Below are 24724 nucleotides of genomic sequence, written 5' to 3'. Positions count from 1 at the left end.
GTGCTCAATCCCGCGGGGATGCCGCGCGGCGGCGGAATGCCTCGATGGCGCTGGTGATGATGGCGCCGGGCACGCCGGGCTGATCGAACTCCAGCTTGACTTCCAGAACCTCTACGGCCGCGGCCAAGTCCCGCGAGCGGCCATGGCCACCTTCAAGCCGCACCGCGTCCTTGGACGTGGTGACGAGCGTCAGACCGTACAGCGCCGCCTCGTCCATCAGGCTCGCCACTTCCTCATCGGTGAAGTGATGGTGGTCGGGGAAGCCGTAGCGTCTGGCGACACGGATGCCGGCTTCCTCGAGCGTGATGAAGAACTTCTCCGGATCGCCGATGGCCGCGAAGGCCAGACAGTTGAAGCCGCGAAGACGCGCGGCGAAATCCGGCTCAAGCCGGGCGATGTGCACCGGCTTGGCGGCACGCGCCGCCATCCGGATCAGCCGGTCGCCGCCATTGCCGCGGCCGATCACGAGAAGGGAATCCGACAGCCGCACCTGGTCGATCACCGGCGCCCGAACCGGACCTGCAGGAAAGACGCGGCCGTTGCCGATGCCGCGGCGGGCATCGACCACCATCATCGCATGATCAAACACCAGCCGGGCGCTCTGGAAACCGTCATCCATGATGATGATCTCGGCGCCTTCCCTGATCAGCAGCTCGGCGCCGGCGACGCGGTCGGGGCCGACCACCGTCATCGCCCTGGCGGCGAGCAGCATCGGCTCGTCACCCACCAGCTTGGCGCTGTCATGGGCAGGATCGACCCGTGTGGCGTGGCGCACGGCGCCGCCATAGCCGCGCGAGAGGAAGCCCGGCACCAGGCCCCGGGCGATGGCAGCATCGGCCAGAGCCAGCGCTGTCGGCGTCTTGCCGGAGCCGCCCACGGTGAAATTGCCGACGCAGATCACCGGGACCGGCATCGACCTGCGCACCCGGCGCTCCATGATGCGTCTGGCCACCCGGCCATAGACCCAGCCGAAAGGCGCGAGCAGGCCGGAACGCAGACCGGGCCGCTCCCACCAGAAGGGCGGCGCCTCGCTCACCATTGACCGGAGCCGCGAATGTCGTTCTCCGGCCGCTCGCGCGGCCTGAGCCGCGCCTTGACTGTGAGAGGGTTGATGTAGGGCTCCAGCGCCCGGACGGTGGCCTTGAGAGCGCCGCCCATGGCCTGGAGCGTGGCGGCGCCGCCTGCGGCCATCGTCTGCCGCGCCTGCGGGTTGGCGATCAGATAGCTCACGCCCTTGGCGAGCATCTCGCCGTCGCGGACGAAGCGGGCGCCGCCATTCTTCAGCAGGCTGGCATAGGCGTCGCGAAAATTGCCGACATCGCTGCCCGACAGCACCGCGCAGCCGAGCATCGCCGGCTCCAGCGGATTCTGGCCGCCGCCGCCCTTGAGCGACTTGCCGACGAAGACGATCTCGGTGAGGTTGAGAAACAGGCCCATCTCGCCGATGGTGTCGCCGAGATAAATGTCGGTCTCCGGCGTGATCGGTTCGCCGCGGCTGCGGCGAGCGACCTTGAGCTTGCGGGCCACCAGCATGGCCTCGATGGCGTCGCCCCGGTCCGGGTGGCGCGGCACCAGGATGGTCAGCGCGTTGTGGCGGCCGCGCACGGCGCGATGGACGTCGGCGGCGATCTCGTCCTCACCCTCGAATGTCGAAATCGCGGCCCAGGTGGGTCGGTCGCCGAGCTGCTGCCGGAGCGTCTCGAGTTCCTCCTCGTTCCAAGGCGGAGCCACCGTGTCGGCCTTCAGGTTTCCCGAAACCGAGACCTGGCGCGCACCCAGATCGCGGAAGCGTTCGGCATCGAGATCCGACTGTGCCACGACATGGGAGAGATTTTCGAACATGGCGTCGGCAAGGCTCGGCCGCTTGCTCCAGGCGGCAAAGGACCGGTCGGAGAGCCGGCCGTTGACCAGCACCTGCGGCGTGCGCCGGGCGCCGAGTTCAAGAATGGTCATCGGCCAGATTTCGGACTCCGCGATGATGGCGAGATCCGGCTTCCAGTGATCGAGAAAGCGCGAGACGGCAGGCTTGAGATCAAGCGGTACATACTGATGAATCACGGCGGGGTCGAGCCGTTCCCTGGCCACCGAGGCCGAGGTCACCGTGCCCGTCGTCAGCACCACGCAGATGCCGCGGCGGACCACCTCGTGGATGAGCGGCACCACGGCATTGGTCTCGCCGACGCTGGCGGCGTGGAACCAGACCAGCGGGCCGTCGGGACGGTCGATCTTCGAGCGGCCGTAGCGCTCCTTGCGGCGGGAGCGCTCCTCCTTGCCCTTGGCTGCCCTGATGGCGAGGTAGGGGCCGAGCAAAGGATAGATCGCGGCGCCGAACCAGCGGTACCCGAACAGCGCGGCGCGAGCCCAGCCGCGACTCACGGGCGTTGTCCCACGGAGGCGCGGGCCTCGCCGGTGACGCGATCAAGGTCCGCCGTCACCCGCAGCCGCGCCGCCTCGAGTTCTGCGTCGTCGGCATCGGCGGCGACATGAATCGGCTCGCCCAGCCGCAGGCAGCGGCGACCGAAGGGCAGATTGATGGTGGTCTGATCCCAGGAGCGGCGCACGACGTGATTGCGGCTGGTGGCGAGCGCCATCGGCACGATCGGACGGCCGGTCAGCTTGGCCAGCCGCACGATGCCGTCGCCGGCCTGACGCGGCGCGCCCTTGGAGATGTCGGCGATCATGACGATATTGGTTCCGGCGCGCAGCGCATCGCGCATCGACAGCATCGCCTTGACGCCGCCCTTGCGGTTGGCGAACCGCCGCACCCTGCCGCCGGAGCCGCGGATCACCTGATGGCCGGCGCGCTCGATGACGCGGGCGTTGATTTCCGCATCCGTGCTGCGCGAGACCAGCGAGGCGAAGCGCTGGTCCCTCGGCGCTGCGTAGGGGATGAGCAATTGCTGGCCGTGCCAGAGGGCGAAGATCACCGGCCACTGGCCCTCAAGCAGCGAATGGGCGTCGCTGGAGTTGCCGGTGTCGCGGTTGAGCCGGTAGGTCAGCGCGAAGAAGCCGCCCAGTCCCGCCGCCGCGATCGTCTGGAAGCGATCCGACCCCAGAAGCGACTTGCCGAAACGGCGCATGTCGAAAGACCATGCCGACCTCGCCCGCTTCCTGGCTGATTCTGCTTCCGGAACCTTCATGTAGACGCCGCCGGAATCAGCTTCCGGCCTTCTTTTCGCTGCCGGGATCCAGCATGCGGTGCATGTGCACGATGAAGTACCGCATGTGGGCATTGTCAACGCTCATCTGAGCCTTGGACTTCCAGGCGACATGCGCGGACGCGTAGTCAGGAAAGATGCCGACGATGTCTAGCTTGTCGAGATCGCGAAACTCCAAGGCGTCAAGACTCTTGAGTTCGCCGCCAAACACCAAGTGAAGCAACTGCTTTTGATCGCCTTCGGGCATGACTTTGCTCCCGGGAGTTGGAAATGTGCGCTGTGTCCGCGCGGTTTGAGGCAATTCGTTCAAAAGGTCAATGCCCGGAACCTGTGGCGAGATGGCTTCTGAGCAGCGCCACTTCCTCGCGCGCTCCGGCGACCAGCAGGCCGCGCGACGGATCTGGATGATTGTAGGTGACCTCGTTGCCCGTTTCATCCACCAGCCGGTGGCCGGTTTCCCGCAGCAGCACGTCGGCGGCGGCAATGTCCCACTCGCTGGCCCGGGGCCGCACATAGACCCCGTCGATCTCGCCGCCGGCCACGCGCGCCAGCCGGAGCGCCAGCGATGGTCCGCCCTTGCTGCGCTCGATCAGGCCCCGGCTGCTGGCCATCACCCCGCCCGAGATCGAGTCGGGCATGGAGACGCGAAGCGGCGCCCCTGGCGCGCTCGCGTGGACTGCAACGGGCTCTCCGTTCAGAAACGCCCCCTGTCCGAGCGAGCCGAACCAGGTCTCGCCGCGGGCGGGTGCCGCCAGCACACCGGCCACCGCCACGCCATTGCGGGAAATGGCAATGCTGACGCACCAATCGACGAGGCCGGCAAGATAGGCACGGGTGCCATCGATGGGGTCGACGACGAAGACATGCTCGCGGTCGAGACGGTCTGCGTCATCGACGGTCTCCTCCGATAGCCAGCCATAGGAGGGTCGGGCGGCCGTCAACGTCTCGCGCAGGTAGAGATCGATAGCCATGTCCGCCGCGCTGACCGGCGAATTGCCCTCGTTCTTGTACCAGACGGCGGGATCGGCGCGGAAATAAGCCATGGCAATGCCCGACGCCTCGACCGCGGCCCGCTGGAGAATCGCGAGATCGCCGGCGGCGGCACCCTTCATGGTCTGGTCAATCGCCGGCAAGGGTCATGCCTTCCACCGCAATCGTCGGGGCGGCGATCGAATACTTTCGGTCGATGTCGTCGGCCAGCGTCATGCGCATGAACATGTCCCGCATGTTGGATGCGATGGTGACCTCGGAAACCGGGAAGGCGATCTCGCCGTTCTCTATCCAGAACCCGGAGGCGCCTCGGCTGTATTCGCCGGTGAGCTGGTTGACGCCCTGGCCGATGAGCTCGGTGACGTAGAAGCCGGTACCCACGGAGCGGATCAGGTCCTGGGGGCTGACCTCGCCCGGGGAAACGACCACATTCGTCGAAGACGGCGACACGCCGCCGCCGCCGCGGCTGGCGCGGCCATTGGTGACCAGACCCAGTTCATGGGCGACGGGGGAGGCAAGGTACCACTGCCTGAGCACACCGTTCTCGACCATGGTCAGCGGCCCGGTGGACACGCCCTCGCCATCGAAGGGACGCGAGGCCGACCCTCGGGCGATGAAGGGATCATCAAGCAGTGTCAGGCCGGCAACGGAGATCTGCTCGCCCATCCGGTCTTTGAGGAAGCTCGACTTTCGCGCCACCGAGGCGCCGTTGATGGCGCCGACCATGTGGCCGATGAAGCCGCGCGCCGCGCGCGGGTCGAAGACGACGGTGATGTTGGCGCCGGTGGGCACCTTGCGCGGATTGACGCGCCGGGCGGCGCGCTCGCCCGCCGAACGGCCGATGCTCTGCGCATCGTCGAGATCGCCGAAGAAGACGCGGCTGTCGAAATCATAGTCCCGCTCCATGCGGGTGCCCTCGCCGGCAATGACGCTGACCGAACGGGAGAATCCCGAACGCTCGAAGCTGCCGGCAAAACCGTGCGAGGTGGCCAGTACCAGGCCGTAGAGGCCGGCGGACGCACCGGCTCCGATGGAGCTCTGCACGCCCTTGACCGCAAGGGCGGCAGCTTCCATGGCGCGGGCGGCGTCGGCCAGTTCGACCGAACCCGGTTCCGACGGATCGAAGAGATCGAGCTCCGGCCAGTTTTCGGCGAGAAGATCCGCGTCGGCCAATCGGGCATGCTCGTCCTCGGGCGAGACGCGCGCCATGGCCACTGCGCGCTCGGCCAGCGATGCCTCGTCGACGCCCTGCCCGGCGGACACGGTGGCGACCCGCTGGCCGACAAAGACCCTCAGGCTGAAGTCGTCCGACTCGGAGGCCTCGGTGTTCTCGACCTTGCCGTTGCGCACCGAGACGGACCCCGAGCGGCGGCGCACGACGACCGCATCCGCCTTGTCGGCTCCGGCCTTGCGGGCGTGTTCGATGAGCTTGCCGGCTCGGTCAAGCAGCCCGGCGGATTGTTTTGATTCATGCATTTTTTTGGCCTTTCGCTGGACCATCATGTATTGTCCGGGGCATGAAGCATCAAGCCCGCCCGGCCAATGGGCGGCCGAATTCTCAAAGGAATGTGCGAAATGGCGGCACCGGAAGCCACGCTTTTCACCGAGGCGCTGATTCTGCTCAGCGGCGCGGTCATCGCGGCACCGCTGTTCAAACGCATCGGGCTCGGCACAGTGCTGGGCTACCTCGCCGCCGGCATCGTCATAGGGCCGCTGTTCAGGCTGATCACCGACGGCAAGGAGATCCTGCATTTCGCCGAGCTCGGCGTGGTGCTGCTGTTGTTCGTCATCGGGCTGGAGCTCAAACCGTCCCGGCTTTGGAAAATGCGGCGCGACATCTTCGGTCTCGGCCTGGCGCAGATCCTCGTCACCGGCGTCATCATCATGGCACTGGCGGCAACGCTCGCGGGGCAGACCCTGGACGCGGCGATCATCATCGGGTTCGGACTGGCGCTGTCGTCGACGGCGTTCGCGCTGCAGATTCTGGAGGAGAAGGGCGAGCTCAGCACCCATTACGGACAGAAGTCCTTCTCCGTGCTGCTGTTTCAGGATCTGGCGATCGTGCCGCTGCTGGCGCTTGTGCCGATCCTTGCGCCGTTCAAGGCAGAGGCCGGTGGCTCGGTGCTGCTCAATGCCGCAATCGTCATCGGCGCCATCGCCGCGCTTCTGGTGGCGGGCCGCTATCTGCTCAATCCGCTCTTCCAGGCGATCGCCAGCACGGGCGCCAAGGAGGCGATGATCGCCGCGGCGCTGTTTGTGGTGCTCGGCGCGGCGATGCTGATGCAACTGGCCGGCCTGTCGATGGCCATGGGGGCGTTCCTCGCCGGAGTGCTGCTCGCCGAATCCTCCTACCGGCACGAACTGGAAGCCGATATCGAGCCATTCCGCGGCATTCTGCTCGGCCTGTTCTTCATGGCGGTGGGGCTGTCGCTCGATCTCGACGTCATCGCCGACAACATCCTGCTGATCGCGCTTGCCGTACCGGTGGTGATGCTGGCCAAGTCGCTCGTGCTCTACGCACTGTGCCGACTGTTCGGCAGTTCGCACAATGATTCCGTGCGCATCGCAGGCCTTCTGCCGCAGGGCGGGGAGTTCGGTTTCGTCGTCTTCAGCGCCGCTGCCACCGCCGGGCTGTTCGCCTTCTCGACCGCCTCGATCCTGATTGCCATCGTCACCATCTCGATGGCGCTGACGCCGGTGGCCTCCTTTCTCACCAACCGATATCTGTGCGAGGTCTCACCGGAGGAAATGGACGAGGACTTCGACGGGGCAGGCTCAGACGTGCTGATGATCGGGTTTTCGCGTTTCGGCCAGATCGCCTCGCAGATGCTGCTTGCCGGAGGATCAGACGTCACGATCATCGACATGTCGGTCGAGCGGATACGGTCAGCCGCGAAATTCGGCTTTCGCATCTATTTCGGCGACGGAACCCGCAAGGACGTGCTGATCGCCGCCGGCATCAAGCGCGCCAAGATCGTCGCGGTCTGCACCCACAAGCGCGAGATCACCGACCGGATCGTCGATCTGGTACAGGCGGAGTTTCCCGAGGCCAGGATCTTCGCCCGCGCCTATGATCGGGTGCACACGCTGTCGCTGAGAGCGCGCGGCGTGGCCTACGAGGCGCGCGAGACCTTCGAATCCGGCATGCTGTTCGGCCGAAAGACCCTCGAGGCGCTCGGCACCAGCGAGGACGCCGCCTACGAGATCAGCCTCGACATCCGCCGCCTCGACGAGGAGCGGCTGGCGATGCAGGCCGTCGAGGGAATCTTCGCCGGTGTCGACAAGCTGCACACCAGGCCGGTCACGCCGGAACCGCTGGTCAAGCCCAAGCGCGTCTCCGAGCGCATCGACCCGGCCGCAGTTCCCGAAACCATCACCGACCCCGCCTGAGGACGCATTCCGTCATGACGCGCTTTCATTTCGCCTCCGCGTTCCACGACATGGTCATCGACTGCCGCGCTCGCGGCGGCGTCCCAGTCCCAACGGACCAAGCGCCCGAATCCGGGATAGCGGCCGATCCCAACCAGGTCTCTGTCGCTTGAGGCCGGAGGCCGGAAGGCCCGTGCAACCGGCGAAATTCACCACCGGATCGACGATGCGGCATGTCATCGTCATGACCGCGACCGGCTCGATCGGACTGGTGGCGATCTTCCTCGTCGATGCCCTCAACCTGTTTTACATCTCGCTGCTGGGAGAGCAGGAACTGGCGGCGGCCATCGGCTATGCCGGCACCCTGCTGTTCTTTACCACGTCTCTCGCGATCGGACTTGCCATCGCGGCCACCGCGCTCACATCCCGGGCGCTGGGGGCGGGCAATCGCGAGGAGGCGCGCGAAATCGCCGGCGCATCGCTCGCCTATATGGTGATCCTGATGCTGGCCACCGTCGCGGTGGTGTTTCCGTTCCTCGGCGACCTGGTGGGGCTGCTCGGTGCGGAGGGCCGCACGGCGCAGCTTGCCACCGAGTTCATGCAGATCGTTCTGCCCTCGCTGCCAGTGCTCGGGGTGGGCATGGGCCTGTCGGCGCTGCTGCGCGCGGCCGGCGACGCCAAGCGGGCGATGTATGTGACGCTCGGCGCCGGCGCGATGACGGCGGTGCTCGATCCGATCTTCATCTTCGGGCTCGACCTCGGCATCCATGGTGCCGCCATCTCGACGGTGATCTCGCGCTTCGTACTGGTGGCAATCGGGCTGCATGGCCTGATCACCGTGCACCGGCTGATCGGGATGCCCTCACGGGAGACCATGACGCGGCAGATCCGCCCCTTCCTCTACATCGGCGGGCCGGCGCTGCTGACGCAGATCGCCACCCCGGTGGGCAACGCCTTCGTGACCTCGGCGATGGCCGAGCACGGCGACGCGGCGGTCGCCGGCTGGGCCGTGGTCGGGCGCATCATCCCGGTGGCGTTCGGGGCGCTGTTTGCGCTGTCGGGCGCGGTCGGCCCGATCCTGGGACAGAATTTCGGCGCCTGCCGGTTCGACCGGCTGAACTCGACGATGCGCGACAGCTTCTTCTTCATCACTGTCTACTGCATCGTCATGTGGGCCGTCCTGGCGCTGCTGCACACGCAGATCTCAGATCTGTTCGGCGCCACCGGCGAGGCGCGGGAGATCATCCGCTTCTTCTGTCTGTTCGTCAGCGCCACCTTCCTGTTCAACGGGCTGCTTTTCGTGGCCAATGCGGCGTTCAACAATCTCGGCTTCGCGCTCTACTCGACGCTGTTCAACTGGGGACGCTCGACGCTCGGGGTCATCCCCTTCGTCTGGTACGGGTCAAAATGGTATGGCGCCACCGGGGCGCTGGCCGGCTATGGCCTGGGCGCGGTGGTGTTCGGGCTGGCGGCGGGAGTGGTCTGCATCCGGGTGGTCAGGGACCTGGTCACGCGCAGCAACGCCGCCGACGCCGAACCACCGATCCCGGTCCCGCCGGCCGGGCAGTCGCCCTTCACCAGTGGCAAGGCCTCGACTCTCTGAACCAGACATCGACCTGTCAGGCGCCGTCGGCCGGTCCATTGCCCTGAGTTGACATGCAGGTATTTACCTGCATATTATATGCCTGCACCGAGTGAGAACGATGGACGCTGACAAGGTTTTCAAAGCATTGGCCGATCCCACCCGCAGGCGGCTTCTGGACATGCTCTGCGAGAAGAACGGGCAGACGCTCGGCCAGCTCTGCGATCATCTCGACATGGCCCGGCAATCGGCGACGCAACACCTTGGCATCCTTGAGGCCGCCAACCTGGTGAGCACGGTCAGGCACGGCCGCGAAAAGCTGCATTTCATCAATCCGGTGCCGCTGCACGATGTCTACGAACGCTGGGTGAAGAAGTTCGAGCATCGGCGCCTGAGCCTGCTGCACGATCTTAAACAGGAACTCGAAGGAGAATGACCATGACCAGACAGACCACCAGCTTTGTCTATGTAACCTATATTCGCGCAACGCCGCAGAAGGTGTTCGAGGCGATCACGAAACCGGATCTCGCCAGGCGCTACTGGGGGCACGAAAACGTCTCCGACTGGAAAGTCGGATCGGGTTGGGAACATGTCCGCGACAATGACGAGCGGACCGTCGAACTGGTCGGAAAGGTCATCGAGATCTTGCCGCCGACGCGCCTCGTCATCAGCTGGGCGAATGCCTCGCAGGCCTCCGATCCGGACAGCTACAGCCGGGTGACGTTCGACATCATCGAATACGACAGCATGGTGCGGCTCACCGTCAGCCATGACGAACTCGAAGCCGGCAGCGGAATGGCCAACGGCGTCAGCAAGGGCTGGCCGGCCGTGCTGTCGAGCCTCAAATCATTCCTGGAAACCGGCAGCGGCATCGATGTCTTCGCCAAGCCAAAATCAGCCTGACCGCTTTCGACCCATCAACAGATCCCGGAGCAGGACCAGACCATGCCCAACACCTACAGCGGCGGCTGCGCATGCGGCGCCATCCGCTATGAGACAAGCAGCGAGCCGATCTTCCAGAACCATTGTCAGTGCCGCGACTGCCAGAGGCGCAGCGGCACCGGGCACGGGTCCTACCTGACATTCCCCCGGCGGGCCGATGTGACCGTCACCGGCGAAGCCACCAGCTTCCGGGTCGCGGGCGACAGCGGCAACCAGAAGATACACGGCTTCTGTCCGACCTGCGGCACACCCGTCCACCTGACCTTCGCGGCCATGCCGGAGCTGTTTTCGGTCACTGCGGCCAGCCTGGACGATCCTGGCCGCTTCACCCCGCAGGCTGTAACCTACACATCCTCCGGCCCGGCGTGGGATCGGCTCGATGCCGCGTTGCCGGCATTCGAGCGCATGCCGCCCGGCTAAAGCGCTTCTGCTTTTCTCAGAATCGCAGACGCGCTCCAAGCTTTTGATTTGCCGCATTGTCCTGCGACGCCAACGGACGGCGGCCGGTCAGACCTCCTGGCGGGCGCTACCGTCATGGAAGGCGAAGGCGGCGTCGAGATCGCGCTTGAGCTGTTCGCGGATGCCGGCGGAGCCGGCGAGGATTTCCTTGACCTTGAGGAAATCCATCACCCGGTACTGATGCACTTCCGGGCGCAGGAAGATGTGCGGCGGGTGGGCCTTGCGCTTCATGTCGATGATCGACTGCATCATCAACTGGCTGGCGCCGAACATCAGGTCCATGGTCGAAGGCATGCTGCCCGGCTCGCCCGAGGGCAGACCCACGACATCTATGCCGATGATGATGTCCGCGAGGCCTCCGAGATGATCGAACGGCACAGGATTGAAGATGCCGCCATCGATGAGCAGCCGGTCGTCGCGGCGGACCGGGCAGAAGATGGCAGGGATCGCCGCCGAAGCGGCCACGGCGCTGCGCAGGTTTCCGCTGTCGCAGACCACCTCGCAGTGATTGTAGTAGTCGGTGACAACAATGCGGGTCGGGATCTCCAGGTCCTCGAAGGTCTCGGCTACCCCTTCGGGCAGGAAGGCGGCGACGATGCGCTCGATGTTGAACTGGCCAAGCCGCCAGCCGCCTTCCATCGCCGCCTTGACCGTTGGGGGGCGGGCCTTCCACATGCGGCCGATCGCGGAACTCGGGCGGCCGATGAAGGCAAGGGTATGATCGCGAATTTCAGCGCCGCTCATCCCCGAGGCCATGGCCGCGCCCATCATGGCGCCAATCGACGAGCCGGAAATGGCCGCGGGCACAATGCCCATTTCATTGAGCGTCTCGATGACATGGATATGGGCGAGACCGCGGGCTCCACCGCCGCCGAAGGCCACCGCCACGCTCGGCTCGGAGCCGCCGCGGCGGAGCGGAGTCACTGGCGCCGGAGTGTCGACCTCAATTGCAGTACCGCTGCCAACCGCCATGTCCGATCCTCCATCAGGGCGGGTCAGCCCGCGACCGCGCCCGTTTGCTGTGCCGCAGCATAACGCAAAAACCAGATCCGCGTATCGCCGAAAACGCGAACGTCCAGAAGCGTGAAGCCCGCGGGGAAGACGGGTTCGGCATCGGCTCGCTCCTCGAGCAGCACCAGCGCGCCGTCGCACAGCCAGCCGCCGCGCGCAGCCGAGTCCAGCGCCAGTTCGCCCAGACCTTTGCCATAGGGCGGGTCGGCGAACACGAAATCGAACGGACCCATATTGCCCGAGGAGCCGAGCCTGGTGGCGTCGCGGCGGTATATCTTGGCGCGGCCCTGCAGGCCGAAGGCCTCGATCGAGGTCTGGATCAGTGCCCGCCCCTCGATGCCCTGCTCGATGAACAGCGCCGCACGGGCGCCGCGGGACAAGGCCTCGAAGCCGACCGCGCCGGTGCCGGCGAACAGATCGAGCATGCGGACGCCGTCCAGCGCCTCCGGATAGGAATGGCTCAGGATGTTGAACAGGCTTTCACGTGTCCGGTCCGTGGTCGGCCGGATCGCCTGGCTTTTTGGAGAAGCCAGGCTGCGGCCGCGGAATTCACCGCCGACGATCCGCATCACGACCCTTGCTTCCGCCCGCTGGGCCCCTGCCCGACGGGCCATCGGAGCCGCCGCGCGCAGGCTTGCCGCCAGGTCCACCCGAAGGCCTTTCCCCGGACTTGGAGAAAGATGGCTTGCCCGAAGGCTTGCCGAAGCCAGGCTTGTCCCCGGACTTGGCGAAGGCGGGTTTGCCCGATGGCTTGCCATAGGCCGGCTTGTCACCCGACCGGGCCGATGTCGGCTTGCCCGAGGGCTTGCCGAATGCGGGCTTGCCGAATGCGGGCTTGCCGAAACCCGGCTTGCCATCGGCGCGCGGTGCGGAGCTGCGCTGCGGTTTGCCATCCTCGCCGAGCGGCCGCGGCTTGGCGCGCGACTTGGGGAACGTGCCCTTGCGGGTGGCGTCGCGAGCCTCGTCGCGCGGCCCCGGGGCTCGCCGCTCGGGCTTCTTGCCCTCGCCGCCTTCGGCCTTCTTGTTCTCATTGACCGGACGGGCGCCGGGCGCCATCCAGACATTGGAGGAGCGGCTGCGCTGGATGAACATGCGCTTGCCCGGACGCTCGCCGTCGGCGCCGCCGGGGCTGTCGAAGCCCTTGGCATCGCGATCGGGACGGGCGCGTTTGGCGCCTGGGCCGGCATCGCGGTCGCCAAAGGGCTTGCGCTCGCCGCGGTCGGGGCGAGGCCCGCGATCGTCGCGTTCGGGACGCGCGCTCCAGTCGTCGCGGCCGCGCGGCGCGGAAGCACGATCGGGACGCCCGGCCGGCTTGCCCTTGAAGTCGGGCCTGGTGTCGAACTTGGCGCGGTTGCGCTCACGCGTCTCGGAGGCGGAGATCCATTCGCGCTCGGCCGGCGGGGCCTTGGCGGCCTTGGCAGCCGGCTTTGCCGCTTCGGCGGGCTTGGGCGGCGGCGGCAGGGTGTGATCGACCAACGGCGCCTCAAAATTCGCCCCCGATTCCTCGATCATGCGTGGACCCAGCTGGTCGCGCAGCATGCGTGATCGGATCTCGACCACTTCGCCTTCGCGGATGTCGCCCAACTGGAACGGGCCGAAGGAGATGCGGATGAGCCGGTTGACCTCGAGCCCAAGCGCGCCGAGCACGTTCTTGATCTCGCGGTTCTTGCCTTCGCGCAGGCCCATGGTGATCCACACATTGTGGCCCTGCTGGCGGTCCAGCGTCGCCTCGATGGCGCCATAGAGCACGCCCTCGACGGCGATGCCGTCCTTGAGCTTGTCGAGCGCCGCCTGGTCGATGTCGCCATAGGCGCGAACACGGTAGCGCCTGAGCCAGCCGGTGGTCGGCAATTCGAGGGTGCGGGCGAGACCGCCGTCATTGGTCAGCAGCAGCAGGCCTTCGGTGTTGATGTCGAGACGGCCGACGGTGAGCACCCGTGGCAGATCACGGGGCAACCGGTCGAACACGGTGGTGCGGCCCTCGGGGTCCTTGTTGGTGGTCACCAGGCCCGCCGGCTTGTGGTAGACCCACAGCCGGGTGCGCTCGATGCCGCCGATTTCGACGCCATCGACCTCGATCTTGTCGGAGAGCGAGACGACCACTGCCGGCGATACCAGCAGCTTGCCGTTGAGCCTGACACGGCCTTCCTCGACCATCCGTTCGGCATCCCGGCGCGAAGCGACGCCCGCGCGGGCCATGATCTTGGCAATCCGGCCGGCCTCGCCCTCGCCGGAAGCCACCGCTGCGGATGCGGTTTTCGGCGCCGCCTCGACATCCGGGGATCGCGGCTTTCGCGGCCTGTCGCTGGGGGAATACGGCTTGGCGCCGCGCTTGGGCTTGTCTTGGTCTGTCATTTGTTGTTTGCCTGCCTTTGCCGCTCTGTATCAGGTTGGAGCGCAGGGGTTAAGGGATTTCGTGGTGACGATGAAGAAAGCCGGGCATATGGATAAGGCGCTGGAGGAAGCGCGGCGGGCGGGGCTGCGCGGAGAGGTGCCGGTAGGGGCCGTCATCGTTCTTGACGGCGCCGTGCTGGCCGTGGAATCGAACCGCACCCGCGAGCTCAACGATGTCACTGCGCATGCCGAAATACTGGCCATCCGCGCGGCATGCGCGCGCATCGGCGACGAGCGTCTGGTCGGTGCCGATCTCTACGTGACGCTCGAGCCGTGCACGATGTGCGCCGCCGCGATATCGTTTGCGCGGCTGAGGCGGGTCTATTTCGGCGCCGAGGACGAAAAGGGCGGCGGCGTGGTCAACGGAGTGCGCTTCTTCAGCCAGCCCACCTGCCATCACGCGCCGGAAGTCTATCCGGGTCTGGCGGCAGACGATGCAACGCAGTTGCTCAGGGACTTTTTCGCCGAGCGCAGATAGGCTGCACGTGAGCGGCGCGGCGGCGGCAACGGGACCAGTCTAGAAGGGCCAGAACCACTTCTTGCCGGTGCCCTTCTTGGTGGCGGCTGCCAGGCGCTGCTTTTCCTTGTCCCGCTCGGACTCTCCCAGCACGCCCACGGGCGCGGTCTCTGCCGGCGCCCGGTAGGTGAGCGGCGGATCGGAGAGGTAGCGACGGCGATCCGAATAGGCGCCCTGCTGGATCTTGCGGTTTTCCTTGAACTGGGCGTTCGCCTTGGATTCGGAAAGGACGGCGCCGGGAAGCGGCGGTCCGTCGGCGGCACGGCCGACGGTCAGCGGACGGCCGCCGCTGTCGGTCCCGGTGCTGGTGCGTGCTGCCAGCGGCGAGCGGTAATTGGGATTGTTGGAATTGGCCTCGGCTTCGGCGATCAGCCGCTGGCGCGTCGATTCGGGGCCTTCGACCCAGGCCGGATTGTTTTCCGAGACGCTGGCCTGCGGGGCAGGCAGGTCGGCGCCTCTGGGCGGCTGCACGATCGCAGGGCGCGGACGGTAGGCGATCTCCGGGCCGGTCTGCGGCTTGATCGACGCGATGTTGCCAATGTCGTCGATCAACTGACCGGTCGAGGTCTTGTCGGTGCCATAGGTCGGCCCCATGCAGCCGGCCAGCATCATGGCGCACACCATGAGCGCGCCCGTCTCGACGCCAACGCGATACCAAGTCTTCATTGTCATTCGGTCAGTCCCGTTTCGCGAGCTCGTCTGCCGTCCGTGTGCATGCACATTCGGGCCATTTTCAGGCAGGGTTTTAACGGATCGTGCCGGCAACTGCAATGACAGGCGCGAAATTGGCTGCGGAGAGAGGCCGGCAACATCCCGCCTGCCCTGAGCAGGAATGGCCGGATCAAGCGGGAGGGCCGCGCCGGCCCCTCCCCGTCAATGCCAGGCTCAACCCGACATCGAGCAGGCGAGCGGCCCCGTTTGATCGCGTACCTGCCCTAGATCCGACCGAGCGCTTTCAGTTCATGCAGTGCGGCGGCATCGCGGGCGGAGACGTCGGGGAAGTCCGGGTCGGAGCCGACGTCGTCGGTGATGCGCCAGGAGCGGGCGCATTTGGTGCCCGTGGCCTCGACGGGAACCACAGAGACGGTGGCGACATCTTCCAGGCGGAAGGCATCGGCCGGGCCGTCGCTTGCAACGATGGTGATACCCGAGGTGATGCAGATCTCGGCGAAATCGGTGTCCTTGACCGCGGCAATCAGCTCCGGATCGGTGATGTGGACGACCGGGGCCGCCTCCAGCGAGGAGCCGATGCGCTTTTCGCGGCGCTCGACTTCCAGCGCACCGGTGACGACGCGGCGCACGGTGCGGATCTTCTTCCATTTGGCCGCCAGCTTCTCGTCGATCCATTCGGCGGGGATCTCCGGGAACTGCTGGAGATGCACCGAATCCGCCTCCGGATTGCGCGACAGCCAGGCTTCCTCGGTGGTGAACGGCAGCATCGGCGCCATCCAGGTGACCAGACAGTCGAAGACGGTGCGGATGACCTGCAGCGAGGCCTTGCGGCGCTTGCTCGACGGCGCGTCGCAATAGAGCGCATCCTTGCGGACGTCGAAATAGAAGGCCGAAAGCTCGATATTGGCGAAATCGATCAGCGCCCGGGTGATGCGCTTGAAGTCGAAATCGTCGTAGCCCTTGCGCACCAGGGCGTCGAGTTCGGCGACGCGGCTCAGCATCAGCCGCTCGAGTTCCGGCATTTCGGCGACCGGCACGTCGGAGCCGTCGTCATGGGCGAGCGTGCCGAGCATCCAGCGGATGGTGTTGCGGAGCTTGCGGTAGGAATCGATGTTGGTCTGGATGACAGAATTGCCGAGCCGCTGGTCGTCCCAGTAGTCGGTGGTCATCACCCAGAGCCGCAGGATATCGGCGCCGGACTTGGCCATCACGTCCTGGGGCGCGACGACGTTGCCGCGCGACTTCGACATCTTCTCGCCCTTCTCGTCCATGGTGAAGCCATGGGTGATGACGGCGTTGTAGGGCGCGCGGCCGCGGGTGGCGCAGCTTTCGAGCAGCGAGGAATGGAACCAGCCGCGATGCTGGTCGGAGCCCTCGAGATAGACGTCGGCGGGCCATTTCAGGTCCGGACGGTCTTCCAGCGTGAAGACATGGGTGGAGCCCGAGTCGAACCAGACATCGAGAATGTCGCGCACCTGCACCCACGGCTCGTTGGCGCGCGAGCCGAGGAAGCGCTCGCGGGCGCCCTCGGCGAACCAGGCGTCGGCGCCTTCAGCCTCGAAAGCCTCTAGGATGCGGGCGTTGACCTCGTCGTCCACCAGCACCTTGCCGTCGGCATCGGCGAAGACCGAGATCGGCACGCCCCAGGCGCGCTGGCGCGACAGCACCCAGTCGGGCCGTGTCTCGATCATGGCGCGCAGGCGGTTCTGGCCGGCGGCGGGCACGAAGCGGGTGTCGTCGATGGCCTTCAGCGCGCGGCTGCGCAGCGTCGAACCGTCGCCGAAATCCTCGTCCATGTAGACGAACCATTGCGGCGTGTTGCGGAAGATGACCGGCTTCTTGGAGCGCCAGGAATGCGGATAGGTGTGCTTGAGGCGGCCGCGGGCAAAGAGCAGGCCGAAGCCGATCAGCGCCTTGATGACGGAATCATTGGCGTCGCCCTTCTTGCCCTTGTCGTCGATGACGCGCGCAGGCCCGCCTTCGCGATCCGGGCCAAGGCCGGGCACGTCCTTGGTGTAGTAGCCGGCGTCGTCGACGGTGAAGGGGATGTCGGTCGAGATGCCGCGGGCACGCAGCGCCGGGGCCGCATCCATCCAGGCCTCGAAGTCCTCGCGGCCGTGACCGGGCGCGGTGTGGACAAAGCCGGTGCCGGCGTCGTCGGTGACATGGTCGCCGGAGATCAAGGGGACCGCAAAATCGTAGCCCCCACCCAGACCCTTGAACGGGTGGTCTGACGTCATGCCTTCGAGATCCGACGCCTTGACGTCATTGATGCGCTTCAATTCAATCTTGGCCTTGGTGGCGCAGTCGGCGGCGAGCGCATCGGCAAAGATGAGTTTTTCACCCGGCTGCGGACCGAAATCGTTGGCCGCTGCAGTCACCTCGTAGAGGCCATAGGCGATGCGCGGCGAAAACGAGATCGCGCGGTTGCCGGGGATGGTCCAGGGCGTGGTGGTCCAGATGACCACGGATGCGTCGGCCAGAGCAGCTGCGCCGCCGCTGACCGGAAACTTCACCCAGATCGTGTCGCTCTCGTAATCCTGGTACTCGACCTCGGCCTCGGCAAGTGCTGTGCGCTCGACCACCGACCACATGATCGGCTTGGAGCCGCGATAGAGCTGGCCGGTTCTGGCGATCTTCAGGAGTTCGCCGGCGATGCGGGCCTCGGAGTGGAAGGCCATCGTCGTGTATGGATGCTCGAAGTCGCCCTCGATGCCCAGCCGCTTGAACTCCTCGGTCTGCACGGCGATCCAGCCGGCGGCAAAGTCGCGGCACTCCTGGCGGAATTCGTTGACCGGCACCTTGTCCTTGTCGAGGCCCTTCTCGCGGTATTTCTCCTCGATCTTCCACTCGATCGGAAGACCGTGGCAGTCCCAGCCCGGGACATAGTTGGAATCATAGCCGCGCATCTGGAAAGAGCGGGTGATGACGTCCTTGAGGATCTTGTTGAGCGCGTGGCCGATGTGGATGTTGCCGTTGGCATAGGGCGGGCCGTCGTGGAGGACGAATTTCGGCCGTCCGGCAGCCGAGGCGCGCAGCTGCTTGTAGAGGCCGTTCGCCTGCCATCGGGCAACGGTTTCCGGCTCCTTCTGCGGCAGGCCGCCGCGCATCGGGAACTCGGTCTGCGGCAGATAGAGCGTGGCGGAATAGTCGAGCGTCTGGGTGGTCTCGGTCATTGTCTTACCAGTGTTTTGGCCGCGCAAGCAGGCGGCATGTAAAGGAATATTTCAGGAAAGCGCGCCGATGTCGCAGACGCTGCAGGGGTCCCGGACCTTCGCGCGCTTTGCTTCAAGCGGCGGCGAAGGCCGGGCCAATAATTCGCGGACCGATCAGGCGAAAGGTTTTCATGGCGCGGCTTTTAGCAACAAGGCGTGCAGGAATAAAGCGGGATTTGACATCGCTTGAAGATTTGGCCAAATGCGCATATATTAAGGGGCAAGTGGCCAGATCTGTTCGAGGACCCCGTCATGACCAATGCATTTCCGAAAGCTACCGATTCGGACGCGGTGGGCGACCTGCTAAGACGCGCGGCGCCGCAACGTCAGGCACGGCTTGAGTCGAAATCCATCGATGCGCTCAAGGCCTTCGGTTTTTCGATGGACGAGATCTATCGACTGGTCGCGCCACGACGGACGCTGGCCCGGCGCGCCGCGAACAACGAGATGCTGACAGTCGTGGAAAGCGACAGCGTGTTGCGCGTGCTGCGCATCTGCGAACTGGCGCGTGACGTGTTCGATGGCTGGGACCGGGCCGAAGGCTGGCTGCGCGACCCCTGCCCCGCGCTCAACGGGGTCGCTCCCGTCGGATTACTGGAATCGGAGAGCGGCGCGCGGCTGGTCGAAGACGAACTGCTGCGCATCGAACACGGCATCTTTTTCTGAGCCATGGATCTGTGGCGGATCTCGCCCCATGTCGACCTGTCCGGACGCGGGGGCTTGCTGGTCGATGGCCGATGGCACCAACGCGGCGTACCGGTGGTCTACTGCTGCGACCACCCCTCCACAGCGCTTCTGGAAGTGCTGGTGCACATGGACCGGTCGCGCATCCCGCCCAGGTACCAACTGCTGCGGATCGACTGCCCGGACGATTTGCAGATGCTGACGCCGTCGAACATTCCCAAGCAGGCCGCCGACCTCGATGTTTCGCGATCCATCGGCACGGCCTTGCTTCGAGACCGCCGCCACCCATTGATCCGGGTGCCGTCCGCTGTGATGCCAGCGGCCTGGAACATCCTGATCAATCCGATGCATTCCGGCTCCGCACGGATCACCGTCGCCGAGACCTTTCAATATCCATGGGACTCGCTGATTCTCCGCTAAAGCACATCGCGTGAATTCAGATGCGCGCGATGTGCCTTAGCTCTTTGATTTGCATGTCGTGGTCCCGAAACCGCTGCACACTTTCGGGCGACATGCATCAGTCAGAACGCCACCTTCGCGTCGAACGGGCTCAGTGGCTTGACGCCTGACAGCAGCGCCCGCGCCTCGGCCTCGTCCTCGCGCATCTGCGCCATCAGCGGGTCGAGACCGTCGAATTTCAGCTCGGGCCGGAGAAAGCCGAACAACGATACCGTGCAGGTCTCTCCGTAGAGATCCGCCTCCAGGCCGAAGGCATAGGTTTCGAGCAACAGCGGCGCGCCCTCGGCATCGACGGTGGGGCGGCGGCCGAAGCTGGCGACGCCGTCGTGCAGTGAGCCGTCGGCGCGGCGCAGGCGCACCGCATAGATTCCGGGCCTGAGCGCGTTTTCGGGCGCCAGCGCCATGTTGGCAGTGGGAAAGCCGAGCGTGCGGCCAAGCTTCTTTCCGTGGATGATCTCCGCCTCGACGGAGTGGCGGTAGCCCAGCAGGGCATTGGCCCCGACAACGTCGCCTTGGCCGAGCAGTTCGCGGATGCGCGTCGAGGAGATGACAGTGTCGCCCTCATCCACAAAGGCCTCGACGAGGCTGACGCCGAAGCCCAGGCGTCTTGCTGTGTCGATGAGAAAATCCGGATCGCCGTTGCGGTCCCTGCCGAAATGGAAGTCGTAGCCGGTCACCACGTGGTTGACGCCGAGCCTGCCAACGAGAATGTCGGCAACGAAATCCTCGGCCGAGCGGGCGGCGAAGCTCCGGTCGAAATGCTGCTCGAAGACCGCGTCAAACCCCATCAGGCCGAAAAGCCTGGCCTTGATCGGAGCAGGCGTCAGCCGCGGAACGGGCTGGTCGGGGCGAAAGACGCTGCGCGGATGCGGCTCGAAGGTGAGCACGGTGGCCGGCACCGAGAGCCGCGCCGCCTTGTCGATTGCCCGCGCCAGGACCTCGCGGTGCCCGCGATGGACGCCATCGAAATTGCCGATGGCGACCACCCCGCCGCGCAATGCGCCGGGAATATCGGCCAGTGCCGTAAATCGTTGTGCCACATTGCCCTCATCATCTGGCTGCCGTGCCCGAAGCGGGTTCACTCTTAGCCGCACCGCAGGTCGCGGTTCAATCTGTTTCCGGCTTCAATGGCCGCATGGGCCAGGCCCGCCGGCATCAGGCGAGCCATTCCATCCACCAGTCCGGCCGGACGTCCTCGGCGGCAAGGAAGGAGACGAGCCGCGCCTCGTCGATCCGGCGATCGTCGTAATAGTCGCGCGCATGCACGCCGCGGGTGACGAATATAACCGGTATATGGTTGGCAAGGGCGCCGCGAATGTCGGTGGGCACGCCGTCGCCGATGGCGACGATGCGACGCTGATCGAGCCGGCCGCGCAGGGTGGCCGCGCGGCTGAGCGCCTCGTTGTAAATGGGCGAGTGCGGCTTTCCGGCAATGCGGGTCTCGCCGCCCATGGCCTGATAGGCATTGGCAAGTGCGCCGGCGCAATAGACCAGCCTGTCGCCGCGCTCGACCACCACGTCCGGATTGGCGCAGATCAACGGCAGGCCGCGGTCATGAAAGCCGACCAGCATGTCGGCATAGGCATCGGGCGTCTCCGTCTCGTCATCGAACAGGCCGGTGCAGAGCACTGCCTCGGCCTCATCGGCCGGGACCAGATCGACGTCGAGGCCGTCGACCAGCAGCCTGTCGCGATCCGGACCGAGAAAGAAGATCTTCCGGGGCCCGTCGCTCACCAGACGGCGGGTAACGTCGCCGGAGGTGACGATGTCGTCAAAGCAGTCCTGATCCACCCCGATGGTCTCGAACTGGCTGATGACGGCGCCGGCGGGGCGGGGTGAATTGGTGATCAGAACAACGGTCTGGCCGCGCTTGCGGGCCGACTTCAACGCTTCGACGGCGAAGGGGAACGGGCTGACGCCATTGTGCAGGACACCCCAGACGTCGCAGAGAATGACATCGTGAAGTACAGCGGTTTCATCGAGGCTTTTGATGCGGATTGGCATAACGGGTCCCTTTGATCGCTTCTGGATGTCGCCCAGACGGCAGCTGAAAACAAGTCCCCGGCCAAAATTGGCTTGCAACGTGGGGCAGGACATGTTTTCCAGCCCCCTCCTCCTTGACACTTGGACGGCTCGGTCTTATCTCGGCGCTGTTAGCACTCCCCCATGGTGAGTGCCAACAACTTGCTATTCAGACCCATTCGGGGCGCTCGCCCCTCGTGTCAATCAAGGATACAGACAATGGCCAAAACCAAGTTCCGTCCGCTCCACGACCGCGTCGTCGTTCGTCGTGTCGAGTCCGAAGAAAAGACAAAGGGTGGCATCATTATTCCCGATACCGCCAAGGAAAAGCCGCAGGAAGGCGAAGTCGTCGCTGTCGGCACCGGTATCCGTGACGATTCCGGCAAGGTCATCCCGCTCGACGTCAAGGCCGGCGATCGCGTGTTGTTCGGCAAGTGGTCGGGCACCGAAGTCAAGGTCGACGGCGAAGACCTGCTGATCATGAAGGAATCCGACATCATGGGCATCATTGCCTGATTGTCTGATCCAATTCGCAATTTCTGACACACATGGGCCAAGGCCCGGGAGTTAAGAGACATGGCTGCTAAAGAAGTTAAATTCGGTCGTACCGCGCGCGAGAAGATGCTGCGCGGCGTCGACATTCTCGCCGATGCCGTCAAGGTGACACTGGGCCCGAAGGGTCGTAACGTCATCATCGACAAGTCCTTCGGCGCTCCGCGCATCACCAAGGACGGCGTCACCGTCGCCAAGGAAATCGAACTGGAAGACAAGTTCGAGAACATGGGCGCGCAGATGGTGCGCGAAGTCGCATCCAAGACCAATGATGTTGCCGGCGACGGCACCACGACTGCAACCGTGCTGGCCCAGGCCATCGTCCGCGAAGGCGGCAAGGCTGTCGCTGCCGGCATGAACCCGATGGACCTCAAGCGCGGCATCGATCTGGCCGTGACCGAAGTCATCGCCGATCTTCAGCGCAAGGCCAAGAAGATCAAGACCTCGGCTGAAGTCGAGCAGGTCGGTACGATCTCTGCCAACGGCGAAGCACAGATCGGCAAGGACATTGCCGAAGCCATGCAGAAGGTCGGAAACGAAGGTGTCATCACCGTCGAAGAAGCCAAGACCGCTGAAAGCGAACTTGAAGTCGTCGAAGGCATGCAGTTCGACCGCGGCTACCTGTCGCCTTACTTCGTCACCAACCCCGACAAGATGCTGGCCGAGCTGGACGACGTCTACATCCTTCTCCATGAGAAGAAGCTCTCGAACCTCCAGGCCATGCTGCCTGTGCTCGAAGCCGTGGTGCAGACCTCCAAGCCGCTGCTCATCATCTCGGAAGACGTTGAAGGCGAAGCCCTTGCCACTCTCGTGGTCAACAAGCTGCGTGGCGGCCTGAAGATTGCTGCCGTCAAGGCTCCCGGCTTCGGCGATCGCCGCAAGGCAATGCTCGAAGACATCGCCATCCTGACCGGCGGCCAGGTGATTTCCGAAGACATCGGCATCAAGCTCGAAAACGTGACCCTCGAAATGCTGGGCCGCGCCAAGAAGGTGTCGATCACCAAGGAAACCACCACCATCGTCGACGGCGCTGGCAAGAAGAAGGAAATCGAAGGCCGGATCACACAGATCAAGGCTCAGATCGAAGAAACTTCTTCCGACTACGACAAGGAAAAGCTGCAGGAACGCCTGGCCAAGCTCGCCGGTGGCGTTGCCATCATCCGCGTCGGCGGTGCAACTGAAACGGAAGTCAAGGAACGCAAGGACCGCGTCGACGACGCGCTCAACGCGACCCGCGCTGCCGTTCAGGAAGGCATCGTTGCCGGCGGCGGCACCGCACTGCTGCGCTCGTCGGTGAAGATCACCGTCAAGGGTGCAAATCAGGATCAGGAAGCCGGCATCAACATCATTCGTCGTGCCCTGCAGTCGCTGGTTCGCCAGATCGCGACCAATGCGGGCGACGAAGCTTCGATCGTTGTTGGCAAGATCCTCGACAAGAACCAGGAAAACTGGGGCTACAATGCCCAGACTTCCGAATATGGCGACATGATCGCCATGGGCATCGTCGACCCGGTCAAGGTCGTTCGCACGGCTCTGCAGAACGCAGCTTCGGTTGCCTCGCTGCTGATCACCACCGAAGCCATGATTGCCGAAATCCCGAAGAAGGATAACGGCGGCGGCGGCATGCCCGACATGGGCGGCATGGGCGGCATGGGCGGCATGATGTGATCTCCGCCCGGCGGGATGGCGGCTGATTCGCCTGCGGATCGGCCCGCCATCCATCGCCAGGCGAATGCAACCATAGGAAAGGGCGGTCTTCGGGCCGCCCTTTTTTCGTTTTCCCCCCGTAACGACGGATCAACATGGCGGAATCCAATTCGCAGACGAAATGAGTGCTTGCAAGTGACTTGTTTTTGAACAAGCATTACGTCATGACACGAAAGTAGCCGGCAATTTCGCAGCTGACGGCCTTGACGACCTGTTAACGGAAGCAATCCTAGTCTGGATGGCCGGTAAGATCATGGGGGCGTTGAACAGCCGTTCGGACAAAGCCATGTGTCTCTCTGTTAGCCGTCAATTGAATACCCGGCGAAGTTGCACACCTTACGTGTACCGCTGACGCCGACAGACACAATGGGCCGGGCACTTGCCGGTCATGACCGGGGTAAGTCTTGTTCAAGATCACGAAAACCGCGAATACGGGAGATTTTGGCGCGGTCGGCATGGAAAAGGCGCTGATGGACCAGGAAATGCTTGCCCATTATTGCGAGTTCAACAGCTGGACGGCTGACCTGCGCACGGGCATCTTCAACATCAGCGACGAGGCCCGAAGCCATCACGGGCTTTCGAGCGATGACAATTGCGGCCTGCTCAATCTCATTCGCTGCTACAATCCCAACGACCGCCATCACATTCTCGAACTGTTCGAAACCGCCTCGACATCGGGATCCGCGTTCTGCTTCTCGACAACCGTCACCCGGGCCGATGGAAGCCAGCAGCCGATGATGTGCGTGGGCGAGTCCTCGAACTTTGCCGACGACGGCGGCGGCTCCATGGCCGGCGTGTTCGTGTTCCCGCGTTTCAGGATCCCCTTTGCGGAGCAGGCGCGGAAACAATAGTGCATGTCGCCCGAAAGTGTGCGGCGGTTTCGGGACCACGCCATGCAGAATCAAAGAGCTAAGGCGCATCGCGCGAATCTGAATTCACGCGATGGGCCTTAGCATCCCCGGATCGCGGAGGCTTCGCGTCGCCGCAAGGA

At 65.0% G+C, this 24724-nt stretch carries 25 protein-coding genes; 12 read left to right on the top strand and 13 right to left on the bottom strand.

Annotation, left to right across the window (positions count from 1 at the left end; genetic code table 11):
* Nucleotides 1-4 precede the first annotated feature (4 nt).
* From lpxK to DFR52_RS07865, 6 genes are all read right to left on the bottom strand, one after another.
* Nucleotides 5-1039 carry a tetraacyldisaccharide 4'-kinase gene (gene lpxK / locus DFR52_RS07890; protein WP_110031407.1) on the bottom strand — a complete coding sequence of 345 codons (1035 nt, stop codon included), beginning with the start codon at nucleotides 1037-1039 and terminating at the stop codon, nucleotides 5-7.
* Entirely contained in the window at nucleotides 1033-2376 is a 1344-nt protein-coding gene (gene waaA, locus DFR52_RS07885) for a lipid IV(A) 3-deoxy-D-manno-octulosonic acid transferase (protein ID WP_110031406.1), read from the bottom strand. The genes lpxK and waaA overlap by 7 nt, the downstream gene beginning before the upstream one ends.
* Nucleotides 2373-3080 (bottom strand): lysophospholipid acyltransferase family protein, encoded by a 708-nt coding sequence (locus DFR52_RS07880; protein WP_245415254.1) that lies wholly within the window; start codon nucleotides 3078-3080, stop codon nucleotides 2373-2375. The genes waaA and DFR52_RS07880 overlap by 4 nt, the downstream gene beginning before the upstream one ends.
* A gap of 76 nt (nucleotides 3081-3156) precedes the next feature.
* Entirely contained in the window at nucleotides 3157-3405 is a 249-nt protein-coding gene (locus DFR52_RS07875; protein ID WP_110031404.1) for a DUF4170 domain-containing protein, read from the bottom strand.
* Nucleotides 3406-3472: 67 nt separating this feature from the next.
* Nucleotides 3473-4291: a 3'(2'),5'-bisphosphate nucleotidase CysQ gene (locus tag DFR52_RS07870; RefSeq protein ID WP_245415253.1), complete on the bottom strand. Its 819-nt coding sequence runs from the start codon at nucleotides 4289-4291 to the stop codon at nucleotides 3473-3475.
* Complete coding sequence (locus DFR52_RS07865) at nucleotides 4278-5624, bottom strand: TldD/PmbA family protein (RefSeq protein WP_110032014.1); 1347 nt, start codon at nucleotides 5622-5624, stop codon at nucleotides 4278-4280. The genes DFR52_RS07870 and DFR52_RS07865 overlap by 14 nt, the downstream gene beginning before the upstream one ends.
* 99 nt (nucleotides 5625-5723) lie before the next feature.
* Here DFR52_RS07865 and DFR52_RS07860 point away from each other — a divergent pair, with 99 nt between their 5' ends.
* The 5 genes from DFR52_RS07860 (at nucleotide 5724) to DFR52_RS07840 (ending at nucleotide 10461) form a co-directional block, all read left to right on the top strand.
* On the top strand, nucleotides 5724-7538 hold the full coding sequence (locus tag DFR52_RS07860) for a monovalent cation:proton antiporter-2 (CPA2) family protein (RefSeq protein WP_110031403.1): 1815 nt from the start codon (nucleotides 5724-5726) through the stop codon (nucleotides 7536-7538).
* 172 nt (nucleotides 7539-7710) lie between these two features.
* On the top strand, nucleotides 7711-9120 hold the full coding sequence (locus DFR52_RS07855) for an MATE family efflux transporter (protein ID WP_245415252.1): 1410 nt from the start codon (nucleotides 7711-7713) through the stop codon (nucleotides 9118-9120).
* 100 nt (nucleotides 9121-9220) lie between these two features.
* A complete protein-coding gene (locus tag DFR52_RS07850; RefSeq protein ID WP_110031402.1) occupies nucleotides 9221-9535 on the top strand; it encodes an ArsR/SmtB family transcription factor in 315 nt (104 codons plus the stop codon).
* 2 nt (nucleotides 9536-9537) lie between these two features.
* Complete coding sequence (locus DFR52_RS07845) at nucleotides 9538-10002, top strand: SRPBCC family protein (RefSeq protein WP_110031401.1); 465 nt, start codon at nucleotides 9538-9540, stop codon at nucleotides 10000-10002.
* A gap of 42 nt (nucleotides 10003-10044) precedes the next feature.
* Nucleotides 10045-10461: a GFA family protein gene (locus DFR52_RS07840; RefSeq protein WP_110031400.1), complete on the top strand. Its 417-nt coding sequence runs from the start codon at nucleotides 10045-10047 to the stop codon at nucleotides 10459-10461.
* Between the two features lie 87 nt (nucleotides 10462-10548).
* Here the strand turns inward: DFR52_RS07840 and DFR52_RS07835 are convergent, their stop codons facing one another.
* The 3 genes from DFR52_RS07835 to DFR52_RS07825 are packed head-to-tail and all read right to left on the bottom strand — an operon-like array spanning nucleotide 10549 to nucleotide 13866.
* The gene (locus DFR52_RS07835) at nucleotides 10549-11472 is read right to left on the bottom strand and encodes a patatin-like phospholipase family protein (RefSeq protein ID WP_110031399.1); all 924 of its coding nucleotides are present in this window, start codon (nucleotides 11470-11472) and stop codon (nucleotides 10549-10551) included.
* Nucleotides 11473-11495: 23 nt separating this feature from the next.
* Entirely contained in the window at nucleotides 11496-12080 is a 585-nt protein-coding gene (gene rsmD / locus DFR52_RS07830; protein ID WP_110031398.1) for a 16S rRNA (guanine(966)-N(2))-methyltransferase RsmD, read from the bottom strand.
* Nucleotides 12061-13866 carry a pseudouridine synthase gene (locus tag DFR52_RS07825; RefSeq protein ID WP_110031397.1) on the bottom strand — a complete coding sequence of 602 codons (1806 nt, stop codon included), beginning with the start codon at nucleotides 13864-13866 and terminating at the stop codon, nucleotides 12061-12063. Before DFR52_RS07825 ends, rsmD begins: the two co-directional genes overlap by 20 nt.
* Before the next feature lie 70 nt (nucleotides 13867-13936).
* Between DFR52_RS07825 and DFR52_RS07820 the strand changes: the two genes are divergently transcribed.
* On the top strand, nucleotides 13937-14383 hold the full coding sequence (locus DFR52_RS07820) for a nucleoside deaminase (protein ID WP_245415293.1): 447 nt from the start codon (nucleotides 13937-13939) through the stop codon (nucleotides 14381-14383).
* 39 nt (nucleotides 14384-14422) lie between these two features.
* Here the strand turns inward: DFR52_RS07820 and DFR52_RS07815 are convergent, their stop codons facing one another.
* Together DFR52_RS07815 and ileS are read right to left on the bottom strand one after the other, a co-directional pair.
* Nucleotides 14423-15094, bottom strand: coding sequence for a hypothetical protein (locus tag DFR52_RS07815; protein ID WP_245415251.1), 672 nt, complete (start codon nucleotides 15092-15094; stop codon nucleotides 14423-14425).
* A 263-nt stretch (nucleotides 15095-15357) separates the two neighbouring features.
* Nucleotides 15358-18270, bottom strand: a complete 2913-nt coding sequence (gene ileS / locus DFR52_RS07810) for an isoleucine--tRNA ligase (RefSeq protein ID WP_110031395.1) — start codon at nucleotides 18268-18270, stop codon at nucleotides 15358-15360.
* A 67-nt stretch (nucleotides 18271-18337) separates the two neighbouring features.
* Here ileS and DFR52_RS24455 point away from each other — a divergent pair, with 67 nt between their 5' ends.
* The 3 genes from DFR52_RS24455 to DFR52_RS07800 all read left to right on the top strand — a co-directional run bounded on the left by DFR52_RS24455 (nucleotide 18338) and on the right by DFR52_RS07800 (nucleotide 19413).
* Nucleotides 18338-18499, top strand: a complete 162-nt coding sequence (locus DFR52_RS24455) for a hypothetical protein (RefSeq protein WP_158284895.1) — start codon at nucleotides 18338-18340, stop codon at nucleotides 18497-18499.
* A 62-nt stretch (nucleotides 18500-18561) separates the two neighbouring features.
* Nucleotides 18562-18975, top strand: a complete 414-nt coding sequence (gene parS, locus DFR52_RS07805; RefSeq protein ID WP_110031394.1) for a type II RES/Xre toxin-antitoxin system antitoxin — start codon at nucleotides 18562-18564, stop codon at nucleotides 18973-18975.
* A gap of 3 nt (nucleotides 18976-18978) precedes the next feature.
* On the top strand, nucleotides 18979-19413 hold the full coding sequence (locus tag DFR52_RS07800) for an RES family NAD+ phosphorylase (protein WP_110031393.1): 435 nt from the start codon (nucleotides 18979-18981) through the stop codon (nucleotides 19411-19413).
* Nucleotides 19414-19514: 101 nt separating this feature from the next.
* Here the strand turns inward: DFR52_RS07800 and DFR52_RS07795 are convergent, their stop codons facing one another.
* Together DFR52_RS07795 and DFR52_RS07790 are read right to left on the bottom strand one after the other, a co-directional pair.
* Nucleotides 19515-20492 (bottom strand): bifunctional riboflavin kinase/FAD synthetase, encoded by a 978-nt coding sequence (locus DFR52_RS07795; protein WP_110031392.1) that lies wholly within the window; start codon nucleotides 20490-20492, stop codon nucleotides 19515-19517.
* Between the two features lie 115 nt (nucleotides 20493-20607).
* A complete protein-coding gene (locus DFR52_RS07790) occupies nucleotides 20608-21456 on the bottom strand; it encodes a TIGR01459 family HAD-type hydrolase (RefSeq protein ID WP_110031391.1) in 849 nt (282 codons plus the stop codon).
* A 237-nt stretch (nucleotides 21457-21693) separates the two neighbouring features.
* Here DFR52_RS07790 and groES point away from each other — a divergent pair, with 237 nt between their 5' ends.
* From groES to DFR52_RS07775, 3 genes are all read left to right on the top strand, one after another.
* Nucleotides 21694-21990: a co-chaperone GroES gene (gene groES, locus DFR52_RS07785; RefSeq protein WP_110031390.1), complete on the top strand. Its 297-nt coding sequence runs from the start codon at nucleotides 21694-21696 to the stop codon at nucleotides 21988-21990.
* 60 nt (nucleotides 21991-22050) lie between these two features.
* A complete protein-coding gene (gene groL / locus DFR52_RS07780; protein WP_110031389.1) occupies nucleotides 22051-23694 on the top strand; it encodes a chaperonin GroEL in 1644 nt (547 codons plus the stop codon).
* A 443-nt stretch (nucleotides 23695-24137) separates the two neighbouring features.
* Nucleotides 24138-24584: a hypothetical protein gene (locus tag DFR52_RS07775; protein WP_245415249.1), complete on the top strand. Its 447-nt coding sequence runs from the start codon at nucleotides 24138-24140 to the stop codon at nucleotides 24582-24584.
* The last annotated feature ends 140 nt before the right edge of the window (nucleotides 24585-24724 follow it).

The sequence above is a fragment of the Hoeflea marina genome (assembly GCF_003182275.1).
GTDB classification, from domain to species: Bacteria; Pseudomonadota; Alphaproteobacteria; order Rhizobiales; family Rhizobiaceae; genus Hoeflea; species Hoeflea marina.
Note: the sequence above shows the minus strand (reverse complement) of the source record. Positions and strands in the feature narration are given on the sequence as shown.